Consider the following 11,957-nt stretch of genomic DNA (forward strand, 5'->3'; position numbering starts at 1 on the left):
GCTTGCGAGATGACATGCAGGGTCAACACGGCGAAGCTGCGGACCGCGGTGGTCCGCGCCCTGTCGTTTTCCGCCGTGGCCGCGCTGACGCTCAATCCGGCGCTCACGCCCGTGGTCGCCGCCGACTATCGCCCCGTGGCGCCGGTCGCCACCGACGGCCAGATGAACGCGCGCTTCCTGTCGCTCGGCGTCGGCAAGTCGATCGTGATCGACCTTCCGCGCGACATCAAAGACGTACTGGTCGCCGACCCGAAGATCGCCAATGCGGTGGTGCGCTCGGCGCAGCGCGCCTACATCATCGGCGCCTCCGTCGGCCAGACCAACATCGTGTTCTTCGATTCCGCCGGTCAGCAGATCGCGGCCTATGACATCGCGGTCAAGCGCGACCTCAACGGCGCTCGTGCCGCGCTGAAGCAAATTCTGCCCAATTCCGACATCCAGATAGACGGTCTCGGCGACGGCATCGTCCTGACCGGTACGGCGGCGAACCCGGTCGAGGCGCAGCAGGCCAACGATCTCGCCGCGCGGCTCGCCGGCGGCTCCGACAAGGTAGTGAACTCGATCGTGGTCCGCGGCCGCGACCAGGTCATGCTGAAGGTGACGGTCGCCGAAGTCCAACGCAGCATCGTCAAGCAGCTCGGCATCGACCTCTCCGCGAGCCTCAACTACGGCACGTCGGTGGTGACCTTCACCAACTCCAACCCGTTCACCGCGCTCGGCCGCAATCTCGTCGACGGCAACAATCTGACCGCGAAGTTCGGCGGAGCCCCTTCGGTGCAGGCCACTCTGCGCGCGATGGAGAGCGCAGGCGTGATCCGCACGCTGGCCGAGCCGAATCTGACCGCGATCTCGGGTGAATCGGCGACATTCATCGCCGGCGGCGAATTTCCTGTGCCGGCCGGCTATGCGTGCGATCCCACCACGCATGTCTGTACCACCCAGATCAGCTTCAAGAAGTTCGGCGTCTCGCTCAACTTCACCCCGGTGGTGCTGACCGAAGGCAAGATCAGCCTGCGGGTGATGAGCGAAGTTTCGGAACTGTCCAACGAAAATTCGGTCACCCTGTCGCAGGCCGTGACCTCGACCTCGGTGAACTCGCTGACGGTGCCCTCGATCAAGACCCGTCGGGCGGAGACCTCGCTCGAAATTCCCTCCGGCGGGGCCATGGCGATGGCCGGCCTGATCCAGGATCAGACCAAGCAGGCGGTCAGCGGATTGCCCGGGCTGATGCAGCTGCCGATTCTCGGCACGCTGTTCCGCAGCCGCGACTTCGTCAACAACACCACCGAGCTGGTCGTGATCGTGACGCCCTATATCGTGCGCGCAGTGGCGCAGAAGGACCTGTCGCGTCCGGATGACGGCTTTGCCGCACCCGCCGATCCGCAGGCCGAGCTGATCGGCAACATCAATCGCATCTACGGCGTGCCTGGCCGGACCGAACCGGCGCGGAATTACCGCGGCACCTACGGCTTCATTACCGACTGAGGCGGAACGGGGACTTCGCTATGATCACAAGATTACCCCAGACTCGCAAGGGCGCCATCCGCCTCGGTGGCGCGCTCGTCGGTATGGCGCTCGCGCTCGGCGGCTGCCAGCACGACGAGGCGGTCACCGCCTCCATTCCAGACGACTACAAGCAGCGTCACCCGATCGCGATCGAAGAACAAAACCGCTCGATCGTCGTCTTCGTCGGCCATGCCCGCGGCGGCCTGACGGCGGCCCAGCGCGCCGACGTGATGGGCCTCGCCTCGACCTGGCTGCGCGAGGGCACCGGTGCGATCCATATCGATGTGCCGGCCGACACGCCCAATGCCCGTCCGGCGGCGGAGTCGCTGCGCGAGATCCAGGCGATGATGGCAGCCGCCGGCGTGCCGCCGCGCGCAGTCATGGTCCGCCCCTACCGTCCCGAGGACAAGCGCTTCCTGCCGCCGATCCGGCTGACCTATTCGAAGATCGCCGCGGTTGCGGGCCCCTGCGGCCTGTGGCCCGAGGACGTCGGTCCGTCGATGAAGAACAGGAGCTGGTTCGAGAACAAGCAATACTACAATTTCGGCTGCGCCTATCAGCGCAACATGGCCGCCATGGTCGACAATCCGTCGGACCTCGAGCAGCCCCGGCCCGAAACGCCATCGTACACCCCGCGGCGCACCGTCCTCTTCGATAAGTATCGCAAGGGGACTTCAACCGCGGTCACCTATCCTGAAGCCGACAAGGCCAAACTCAGCGACACCGGCAAATGATCAGCTACGCTCGCCAGACTCAAGAAGAGCAGCCGGAGGCTTCTCCGCCGCCGATCGAGGAGCATATCGCGCCTGCGCCGCGCGTCTCTGTCCAGGCCTTCTGCGAGACCGTGGAGACCGCCGCCGCCGTGCAATCGGCCGGCGAGGATCGTCGTCTCGGCAAGGCCCATCTCAAGATCCAGATGGGCGGCATGGCGGCCGCCATCGAAGCCTACCGCTCGGCGCCCACGCCGAACGTGATCGTGCTGGAGAGCGACGGCCGCAATGATCTGCTGACCGGCCTCGACCAGCTCGCCACGGTCTGCGACGCCGGCACCCGCGTCATCGTGATCGGCCGCATCAACGACGTCATGCTCTATCGCGAGCTGGTGCGCCGCGGCGTCAGCGACTACGTGCTCGCGCCGGTCGGCGCCATCGACGTGGTGCGCTCGATCTGCAACCTGTTCTCGGCGCCCGAAGCCAAGGCGGTCGGCCGCATCATCGCGGTGGTCGGCGCCAAGGGCGGCGTCGGCGCCTCCACCATCTCCCACAACGTCGCCTGGGCGATCGCGCGCGACCTCGCCATGGACGCGGTCGTCGCCGATCTCGACCTCGCCTTCGGCACGGCCGGGCTCGATTACAACCAGGATCCGCCGCAGGGCATCGCTGACGCGGTGTTCTCGCCCGATCGTGTCGATACCGCCTTCATCGACCGCCTGCTGTCGAAATGCACCGACCATCTCAGCCTGCTGGCTGCGCCGGCGACGCTCGACCGGGTCTATGATTTCGGCACCGACGCCTTCGATGCCGTGTTCGACACGCTGCGCTCCACCATGCCCTGCATCGTGCTCGACATTCCCCATCAATGGTCGGGCTGGACCAAGCGCGCGCTGATCGGGGCCGACGACATCCTGATCGTGGCGGCGCCGGACCTCGCCAACCTGCGCAACACCAAGAACCTGTTCGATCTCTTGAAAGCCGCGCGTCCCAACGACCGCCCGCCGCTCTACTGCCTGAACCAGGTCGGCATCCCGAAACGGCCGGAAATCGCCGCAACCGAGTTTGCCAAGGCAATCGAGAGCCAGCCGATCGTCTCGATCCCGTTCGAGCCGCAGATCTTCGGATCCGCGGCCAACAACGGTCAGATGGTCGCGGAGATCTCGGCCAACCACAAGTCGATCGAGATGTTCCTGCAGATCGCCCAGCGCCTGACCGGCCGCAGCGAGACCAAGAAGCAAAAGACGTCCCTGCTTTCACCCCTGATTGACAAGTTGCGGGGAAAATAAGCCGCCGCATGGAGTTGTTAAGTGTTCGGTAAGCGTAGCGGAACAGACACCGACTTTCGGGCTCCCAAGCCCGGTGCCGTGTCGCCAGAGCCTGTCCAGGCTCCGGCGCCCACGGTGTCGCGCGCGCCGCCCCCGCCGGCCATTGCCTCGCCGCCGCTTGCGCCCGCCAAGCCCGCCCCGACCATCGAGACCCGCCGCTCGGACAATTACTACGAGGTCAAGGCGACCATCTTCGGCGCGCTGATCGAGGCCATCGACCTCGCCCAGCTCGCCAAGCTGGATTCCGAATCGGCGCGCGAAGAAATCCGCGACATCGTCAACGAGATCATCGCGATCAAGAACATCGTGATGTCGATCGCCGAGCAGGAAGAGCTGCTCGACGACATCTGCAACGACGTGCTCGGTTATGGCCCGCTCGAACCGCTCCTGGCGCGCGACGACATCGCCGACATCATGGTGAACGGCGCGGGCACGGTCTATATCGAAGTCGCCGGCAAGATCCAGCGCACCGGCATCCGCTTCCGCGACAATCAGCAGCTCCTCAACATCTGCCAGCGCATCGTCAGCCAGGTCGGCCGACGCGTCGACGAATCCTCGCCGATCTGCGACGCGCGCCTCGCCGACGGCTCCCGCGTCAACGCCATCGTGCCGCCGCTGTCGATCGACGGCCCTGCGCTCACCATCCGCAAGTTCAAGAAGGACAAGCTGACGCTGGATCAGCTCGTCAAGTTCGGCGCGATCTCGCCGGAGGGCGCGGAGATCCTCCAGATCATCGGACGTGTCCGCTGCAACGTGCTGATCTCCGGCGGCACCGGCTCCGGCAAGACCACGCTGCTCAACTGTCTCACCAACTATATCGAGCACGACGAGCGCGTCATCACCTGCGAGGACGCGGCCGAGCTTCAGCTCCAGCAGCCCCATGTGGTCCGGCTTGAAACCCGCCCGCCCAACATCGAGGGCGAGGGCCAGGTCACCATGCGTGAGCTGGTGCGCAACTGCCTGCGTATGCGTCCCGAGCGCATCATCGTCGGCGAAGTCCGCGGACCCGAGGCGTTCGACCTGCTCCAGGCCATGAACACGGGCCATGACGGCTCGATGGGCACGCTGCACGCCAACAACCCGCGCGAGGCACTGTCGCGCTGCGAATCCATGATCACGATGGGCGGCTTTTCCCTTCCCTCGCGCACCATCCGCGAGATGATCTGCGCCTCGATCGACGTCATCGTCCAGGCCGCGCGCCTGCGCGACGGCTCACGCCGCATCACTCACATCACCGAGGTGATGGGCATGGAAGGCGACACCATCATCACCCAGGACGTCTTCGTCTACGACCTCGTGGGCGAGGACGCCAACGGCAAGATCATCGGCCGGCACCGCTCGACGGGCATCGGCCGGCCGCGGTTCTGGGAGCGCGCCCGCTATTATGGCGAGGAGAAGCGCCTTGCCGCAGCGCTCGACGCGGCCGAAGTCGCGGCAAAGGCGTGAGCACGGTACCGCCATGAACATGCAAGTCCTCGCCTTCGCCTTCCTCGCGACCGCCGCCACCGGCGGCATCGCCTGGGTCTTCCTCTATCCGTTGCTGTCCGGCGAGCGGCAGGCGGAGAGCCGCCGGGCTTCGATCTCCCGGGCTGAGGCCCCAACCGCCCGCCAGGCCGAGAAGAGCCAGCGTTCGCGCCGCGAGCAGGTCGAGACCACGCTGAAGGACCTCGAGGCGCGGCGTCAGCAGGAGAAGAGCGTTCCGCTCAGCGTCCGCCTGTCGCAGGCGGGGCTCGACTGGACGCCGCAGAAATTCTGGATCGCCTCCGCCATATTGGGCGGCGTGCTGGGCGCGGTCGCACTGTTTGTCGGCGGAGGCCTGATCGGCGCCGTCGGTCTCGCCTTTGCCGGCGGCCTCGGCCTGCCGCGCTGGGCGCTGAGCTTCCTGAAGAAGCGACGCGAAGACAAGTTCCTGGCAGCCCTGCCCGACGCGGTCGACGTCATCGTGCGCGGCATCAAGGCCGGCCTGCCGCTGTTCGAATCGATCAAGGTTGTCGCCGCCGACTCGCCGGAGCCGCTGCGCAGCGAATTCCTGACGATCATCGAGACCCAGGCGATCGGCATGCCGCTCGGCGAAGCCTGCGCGCGGCTCTACGATCGCATGCCGCTGCCGGAAGCCAACTTCTTCGGCATCGTGGTGTCGATCCAGCAGAAATCGGGCGGCAACCTCTCCGAAGCGCTCGGCAATCTCTCCAGGGTGCTGCGCGACCGCAAGAAGATGAAGGAGAAGATCCAGGCGATGTCGATGGAGGCCAAGGCCTCGGCCGGCATCATCGGCTCACTGCCGCCGATCGTGATGTTCCTGGTCTATCTCACCACCCCGCAATACATCTCGCTGCTGTGGACCCATCCCACCGGACAGCTCATGCTGGTCGGCTGCGTCATCTGGATGTCGGTCGGCATCATGGTGATGAAGAAGATGATCAATTTCGATTTCTGACGGTGCCGCATGGTCGAATTTCTCGTCTCGAAACTGCATGACGTCCGCTTCATGACCATGCTGCTGGCGGCCATCGCCGCCAGCGCAACCGTCTATACGCTGGTGATGCCGCTGTTCGCAGGCGAAGGCCTCGCCAAGCGCATGAAGGCGGTGGCGAGCGAGCGCGAGCGGATCCGGCAGCGCGAGCGCGAGCGCCTTGCCAAGGGCGAGAAGGTCACGCTGCGCCAGACCCCCAAGCAGCTCGTCTCCAAGGTCGTCGAGGATTTCAACCTCACCAAATGGCTGGCGCAGGAAGCCGCGCGCGAGAAGCTGATCATGGCGGGCTATCGCGGCCAGGCGCCCTACATCACTTTCCTGTTCGCGCGCATGGTGGCCCCGCTGGTCCTGCTCATCGGCTCGATCCTCTACGTGTTCCTGATCGCGCATATGCAGCAGTCGATGCCGGTCAAGATCGGCATCTGCATCGGTGCGGCCTATCTCGGCCTCCAGGCGCCGATGCTGTTCCTCAAGAACGCGATCTCCAAGCGCCAGCTCTCGATCAAGCGCGCTTTCCCGGACGCGCTCGACCTGCTGCTGATCTGCATCGAATCCGGCATGTCGGTCGAGATGGCGTTCCGGAAAGTGGCCACCGAGATCGTGGGCCAGTCGATTGCGCTGTCGGAAGAATTCACGCTGACGACCGCCGAACTGTCTTACTTGCAGGACCGCAAGGTCGCCTATGAAAACCTGTCGAGGCGCACAGGGCTCGAAGGCGTCAAGTCGGTCTGTCTCGCGCTCCAGCAGGCGGAGCGCTACGGCACGCCGCTCGGCCACTCCTTGCGCGTCATGGCGCAGGAAAACCGCGACATGCGCATGAACGAAGCCGAGAAGAAGGCGGCAGCGCTGCCGCCGAAGCTGACGGTGCCGATGATCCTGTTCTTCCTGCCGGTGCTGTTCGTCGTCATTCTCGGACCGACCGGCATCAAGGTCGCGGAGCTGCACTAAGGCGCGCTGCGGTCAGGCGCCGCCTGATCGCGCGCGGCCGATCCAAAAAATATCGAAAACAACCCCATGCAAAGTAGCCGGCAACCGCCGGCTTGATGCCCTGCGGATCTCACCAAGCATCTGATGCGGCAGGCACAATCGGTGTCGCGGCGCACGAGCTCCGGCAACCTCTCGTCAGCAATGGCTTTGATCAGTCAGGCTGGCTGAGGGAGGCGACCGGCGTCCGCTTCGCCGCACCGCGCGGCGCCTCGTTGCGGTTCAGCATGTCCTTGAGGTAGGCGACGTTGGCCGCCGCCTGGTCCGGCGGCAGATCCGCCTTCACGATGGTCTCGGCTTCGGCAAAGCGCCCCTGGAGGCCGACCACCAGCCCGAGGTTCTGCCGCACCCGCGCGCTCGCGCGCGGCGAGGCGTAAGCCTGCCGCAGCGCCTCCTCGGCCTTCGGCAGATCCTTCGACAGCATGTAGGACAGGCCGAGATTGGAGAGCACGCCGGGATCGCCCGGCGCGATCTTCAGCGCGGCCGCGTAATAGCTGCGCGCCTCCTCGTGCCGGCCCATCTGATCCAGCGCAGTGCCCTGCACCGAGAGCAGGCGCCAATCCGGATTGTCGGGCGAGTGCGCCTTCGACAGCACGTCGAACGCCTGCTGAAAATTGCCGTTGTCGGCGAGCGCGCGGCCGTACTGGGCGAGCAGCGCCTTGTTGCCGGGATGGGCGATGGTCGCCTGCTCGAGCACGGCGGCGGCCTGCGCGCGCTGGCCGTTGGCGCGCAGGGCCTGGCCATAGGCGAGCGCGACGTCGGCATCCTTGGGATTTGCGCGGTAGCGCTCGCCATAGGCTTCGACGGCACGAGCGGGATCAGTGGGAGCAGCTTCCGCGCGCGGCGCGACCGAGCCGGTGGCGTCGGAGAGCTTCGACATGGCCGTACAGCCGCCAAGGCCCGCGGCTAGCGCCGCGACCAGCGACGTGGACGCAAGAAGCCGGGCTAGACTGAACCGTTGACGCATGACGCCTTGACTCTGGAGCCGATTGATCGAGCCGAACGCATCAGCAATAGACTGTTAACCCTAACGGCCGGTTAACGGCAGCTCCGTGGCCTCTCAAGGCGGCGCTTGTGGCGGCGCCTCGCCGCCCAGGCCGAGATCAAGGCCGAGCGCCTTCACCTGATCGTTCAGCTCCCGCAGCAGCTGCAGCCTCTGCCGGATCTGCTGCTGCTCGTCGATGCCGCCGCGCGGCATCCTGGGCAGTTGGCGCAGCAGGTCGGCGCGATTGATCACCCGGGTTGCGCGGAGATCGTCGAGCTCACCGCGGTCGATGCCGAGGACATCCGCCGATTGCTCGACCAACAGGCTCAGCAGCGCCCCCGCCGCAGCCAACGCCTTGAGCACGTGCCTGGACACCGATTTTGTGGACTTGCTGTCGAGATCATTCCACACCCTTGACGTGACGAGATAGGCGTAAAGCGCCTCCGCCCAGCTCAGTTCACGGTCATCGTAGAAGGCGCGTCGCACCAGCAGCGGACGAATCAGCGCCGGAAGCTGATCCCGCCAGGGCGTCGCGCATGAGGCGATCTCGATCGCCGCCTGGAAGGCGGGATCGCGGGAGAAATCGCGCTCCGTGGGCAGCCTGATGATGCCGTCCGGCAGGTTGCTGTCGAGCGGCCTGAAGGCACCGTCATTGCGCGGCCGGCAATAGCGGGCGATCGCGAACCGGTGCTGCGGGCCGCCCATGTCGGGCGACGGCCCGAAATGGATGATGTTGAAGCCGGCATCGTCGCCGCCCTGCCCGGTCGAGGACGGACAGGAGAGCACGTAGATCGTGCGCCAGAAATCCTCGCCACCCTCGCTCCGGGTGGCGCGCGGATCGGGGATCGAATAGCGGGCGAGACCCTCGACATGCCGGTGACCATGCAGGACCAGATTCACGTTGAGCGAGGTGGCCGCTTCGAGAAAGGTCGCGGGCGCGGCGAGATACATCAGCGGCTCGTCGGGGACGCCGAGGAAGCGTTTTCCTTCGCCGGTGGCCTGCGGCAGCGGATGATGGTGCAGCGCCAGCACGCGTACCAGATTGTCGACGGGCTCGGCGTAATCGGCGCGCTCGGCCGAGCCCAGGCTGCCCGCGAGCTCGACGCTCAGCCGCGCGGAATGCGTGACCACCGCGCTGTAAGCGCTCTCATCGATCGTGCTGCCTGCGAGCGTGGTCAGGCTGGCATTATTGGAATCCAGCAGCACGAGGTCGAGCCCTGACTGGCGGTAGTAGACGCTCTTCGACGTCCGCGGCAGATGCAGGTAGTCATAGGCATCGTGCCGGCCGCTGCGCTGGCTCGGGCGTTTGACGTCATGATTGCCGGCGATCGCCTGGATGTCTGTGAACAAGCGGCTTTGCCGGAAGGAGGCGATGACCGCAAGCGCCTCGTCGAGCGCGCGCGGCGTCGGATCGTTCACGAGATCGCCGGTCAGCAACAGGATACGATCGGGGACGGCCGAAAACTGTGCCATCCTCTCGCCTAGCGCTGTCCCGAGCGCCTCGATCGTGGGAAGCAGCCGGCCCGATCCGTCCAGATGCAGGTCGGAAATCTGCGCAATGACGAACGACCTATCCATTTGCGCCGCCTCATTGTGAATGCTGCGCCGCCAAAGCGATGAGAGAAATGCTTGCGCCCGATACGGGTAAAATACGCAATCACAATCTAAAATGCCCTACAATAATGCCACAACCGCAGCGCTAGTAAAGCCCTGCACCCGTTTCTTTGCCGGCGTCGCGTGAACGGCTGTTCTCACAGCAAGATACGAGGCGAGTCCGAAGATCGTTTCGCGAGGACGTGGCTCATCAGCGGCAGCCAGCAATAGCCGCGTGGATGCATGCTGGACAAAAGCAAGGTCATCACGCCGCCGGTCCGATCGCGGCGAAGGCCCGGTCGGAGAAGGCCCAGTGGGAATTGAATGTCTATTTTACGTCGTATGATCCATAGTGTCTTTTCAATGGGCGACATATCCCTGTGAGACGCAGGAGAAGTCAGTTGGCTGCGCGATTGCTCTTTACGAACGCTGGTCACGCTCCGAGCAACAATCTGGCCCGCAGCCTGCGAAGGGGGGCCGAGCCTGTCTTCATCGTCGGCTGTAACGACGACCAGTTCACTCTGAAGAAATCCGACGCGGACAGACACTATCTCGTTCCGCCCGTGGACCACCCGGAATGGTCCCAGGCACTGCGATGGATTGTCGAAACAGAACGCCTGGATCTCATTGTTCCTACGGTTGATTCTGATCCGGATAGCCTGTCGCGCGTGCGCAAGCAGCTGAGCGAGTATCTGTTCCTGCCACCCACATCCGTGCTGGAAATCTGCCGGGACAAGTACCGTCTCAATGCGCTCTTGCGCGACAACGGCGTCGACGCCCCCGCGAGCCATCAGGTGAAGGATCTGAGGCACATCACCAAGATCTTTCAGGAGCTGAGGGGCGGCAGGCCGCTGTGGTGCCGTGTTCGGGACGGGGCCGGCGCGCTTGGTGCGCTGCCGGTCCGGACGCCGGAGCAGGCGCGCAGCTGGATCCGGTACTGGAAGGAGATGCGCGGCGTGCCTGTCTCCTCGTTCATGCTTTCAGAGTACCTGCCGGGCCGCGATTTCGGCTGTCAAAGCCTGTGGAAGGACGGCGAGCTGGTGCTGATCAAGACCTATGAACGGCTTTCCTATCTCGGGACGGGCAGCCAACCAGCGCAAGTTTCTTCCGTAGCAGCCCTCGCAAAGACCGTGTTCGAACCGAAGGTCGTCGACACCTGTACACGTGCAATCCGATTGCTTGATGCAAAGGTGTCCGGCGTTTTCAGCGTGGATCTCAAGGAGAATGCGCGCGGCGTTCCTTGCATCACGGAAATCAACGCAGGCCGGTTTTCCTCCGCAACCAACATCTTCGACCTGGTTGGAAAGCACAACATGGCCGCGAGCTTTGTCCGGCTGGCGCAAGGTGTGCCGGTCGATATTGAGGACACTTACGACGCTGCGCCGGATTGGTACATGCTGAGAGGCATCGATGGCGCTCCCTGCATCTTCCACGCCTCCGAATTCTCCGATAACATCAGAAAACCTTGGCAAGGGGCAGGCCCCCGTCGGGGCCGCTTGCAGGCAACGGCAAGGGGCAATTAGCATGGCGGATATCCAGGTCCACAAACGCGTCAACAAGGGTCGCACGTTTATCCGGATTGCGGTGACACCCAAGAGCACAGAGACGCGCAAACTGCTTCGTCAATTCCAGGCCGGAGTTAAGGAATTTGAGAAAGGTTGGAAGTCGACCCAAGCCTATCGTGACGCGCAAAAAGCCAAGAAAAAGAAGAAGGCCAGGAAGTAGCGAAACGGAGAAGCCGCTCGTCGCTACGGTCACGATCGATCGAGACCTCGACAGCCATCAGCTCGAGACGATCCAACTCGAGCTGCGGGCTCTCGCACGATCCTGCGGGCTGGAGGTCAGTAGCATCGAGGTCGAAACCACAACTCGCCGCTAGAGCGCATTTTCGTGCCCGGTTTTCCGGGCCGGCGCAGATTATCCGCGACATGCTTCGGCTGACCTCGTCCCGGAAGATTGAGCTGGGTCGTGAACTCATAAATCCGGGATGTCTGTTTTCGAGGGTAATGCGGACACGCGATCCCGCCCCCGGAATGTCGCCTCGTGACCCTGGCTGTGTGAAAAGTCGCGAGTCGGCTACGATTCCTCCGTTTCCTGATGGGGGGTGCGGATGGGACGTTTCGTTGAAGGCGCGGATAGATCCCAGCTGACGCTCTTGCCGGAATGCCTGGAGGATTGGGTAAGCGAGGACAACGCCGTTTATGTCATCGATGCCTTTGTCGAGGCGCTCGACCTACATGGAATGGGGTTCGAACGTGTGATCGCCAAGGAGACGGGCCGGCCCTCCTATCATCCGGCAGTCCTCCTGAAGCTGTACATCTACGGTTATCTCAATCGGGTGCAATCCAGCCGGCGCCTGGAACGCGAGGCACGCCGCA

The 11,957-nt window shown here is 64.4% G+C and carries 11 protein-coding genes; 9 read left to right on the forward strand and 2 right to left on the reverse strand.

Translation table 11 applies throughout. The features are described 5' to 3' along the window. Positions 1-9: 9 nt before the first annotated feature. The 6 genes from K289_RS0124460 to K289_RS0124485 are packed head-to-tail and all read left to right on the forward strand — an operon-like array spanning position 10 to position 6,965. Positions 10-1,485, forward strand: a complete 1,476-nt coding sequence (locus K289_RS0124460) for a type II and III secretion system protein family protein (protein WP_027553963.1) — start codon at positions 10-12, stop codon at positions 1,483-1,485. 20 nt (positions 1,486-1,505) lie between these two features. Beyond that, a complete protein-coding gene (locus K289_RS0124465) occupies positions 1,506-2,240 on the forward strand; it encodes a CpaD family pilus assembly protein (protein ID WP_027553964.1) in 735 nt (244 codons plus the stop codon). Beyond that, entirely contained in the window at positions 2,237-3,505 is a 1,269-nt protein-coding gene (locus K289_RS0124470; protein WP_027553965.1) for an AAA family ATPase, read from the forward strand. Before K289_RS0124465 ends, K289_RS0124470 begins: the two co-directional genes overlap by 4 nt. 21 nt (positions 3,506-3,526) lie before the next feature. Continuing rightward, positions 3,527-4,990: a CpaF family protein gene (locus K289_RS0124475; protein WP_027553966.1), complete on the forward strand. Its 1,464-nt coding sequence runs from the start codon at positions 3,527-3,529 to the stop codon at positions 4,988-4,990. Positions 4,991-5,003: 13 nt separating this feature from the next. After that, positions 5,004-5,981 (forward strand): type II secretion system F family protein, encoded by a 978-nt coding sequence (locus tag K289_RS0124480; protein ID WP_027553967.1) that lies wholly within the window; start codon positions 5,004-5,006, stop codon positions 5,979-5,981. A gap of 9 nt (positions 5,982-5,990) precedes the next feature. Further along, positions 5,991-6,965, forward strand: coding sequence for a type II secretion system F family protein (locus tag K289_RS0124485; protein WP_027553968.1), 975 nt, complete (start codon positions 5,991-5,993; stop codon positions 6,963-6,965). A gap of 190 nt (positions 6,966-7,155) precedes the next feature. Here K289_RS0124485 and K289_RS0124490 read toward each other — a convergent pair whose 3' ends face one another. Both K289_RS0124490 and K289_RS0124495 read right to left on the reverse strand, forming a co-directional pair. Then, positions 7,156-7,968 (reverse strand): tetratricopeptide repeat protein, encoded by an 813-nt coding sequence (locus tag K289_RS0124490; RefSeq protein WP_027553969.1) that lies wholly within the window; start codon positions 7,966-7,968, stop codon positions 7,156-7,158. 93 nt (positions 7,969-8,061) lie between these two features. Beyond that, complete coding sequence (locus tag K289_RS0124495; protein ID WP_027553970.1) at positions 8,062-9,564, reverse strand: metallophosphoesterase; 1,503 nt, start codon at positions 9,562-9,564, stop codon at positions 8,062-8,064. Positions 9,565-9,980: 416 nt separating this feature from the next. Between K289_RS0124495 and K289_RS0124500 the strand changes: the two genes are divergently transcribed. The 3 genes from K289_RS0124500 to K289_RS0124510 all read left to right on the forward strand — a co-directional run. Continuing rightward, positions 9,981-11,102, forward strand: a complete 1,122-nt coding sequence (locus K289_RS0124500; protein WP_156918164.1) for a hypothetical protein — start codon at positions 9,981-9,983, stop codon at positions 11,100-11,102. Position 11,103: 1 nt separating this feature from the next. Beyond that, positions 11,104-11,304, forward strand: coding sequence for a hypothetical protein (locus tag K289_RS0124505; RefSeq protein ID WP_027553972.1), 201 nt, complete (start codon positions 11,104-11,106; stop codon positions 11,302-11,304). A gap of 385 nt (positions 11,305-11,689) precedes the next feature. Beyond that, the coding region (locus tag K289_RS0124510; RefSeq protein WP_035685604.1) for a transposase at positions 11,690-11,957 on the forward strand (268 nt) is incomplete at its 3' end.

Origin of the sequence: Bradyrhizobium sp. Cp5.3 (assembly GCF_000426265.1) — a bacterium.
GTDB lineage: Bacteria > Pseudomonadota > Alphaproteobacteria > Rhizobiales > Xanthobacteraceae > Bradyrhizobium > Bradyrhizobium neotropicale.

Excerpts from the sequence above, each read along its gene's own strand:
- K289_RS0124485 (WP_027553968.1), top strand. The coding sequence starts at position 5,991 with ATGGTCGAATTTCTCGTCTCGAAACTGCATGACGTCCGCTTCATGACC.
- K289_RS0124490 (WP_027553969.1), bottom strand. The coding sequence starts at position 7,968 with ATGCGTCAACGGTTCAGTCTAGCCCGGCTTCTTGCGTCCACGTCGCTG.
- K289_RS0124505 (WP_027553972.1), top strand. The coding sequence starts at position 11,104 with ATGGCGGATATCCAGGTCCACAAACGCGTCAACAAGGGTCGCACGTTT.
- K289_RS0124460 (WP_027553963.1), top strand. The coding sequence starts at position 10 with ATGACATGCAGGGTCAACACGGCGAAGCTGCGGACCGCGGTGGTCCGC.
- K289_RS0124470 (WP_027553965.1), top strand. The coding sequence starts at position 2,237 with ATGATCAGCTACGCTCGCCAGACTCAAGAAGAGCAGCCGGAGGCTTCT.
- K289_RS0124480 (WP_027553967.1), top strand. The coding sequence starts at position 5,004 with ATGAACATGCAAGTCCTCGCCTTCGCCTTCCTCGCGACCGCCGCCACC.
- K289_RS0124495 (WP_027553970.1), bottom strand. The coding sequence starts at position 9,564 with ATGGATAGGTCGTTCGTCATTGCGCAGATTTCCGACCTGCATCTGGAC.
- K289_RS0124465 (WP_027553964.1), top strand. The coding sequence starts at position 1,506 with ATGATCACAAGATTACCCCAGACTCGCAAGGGCGCCATCCGCCTCGGT.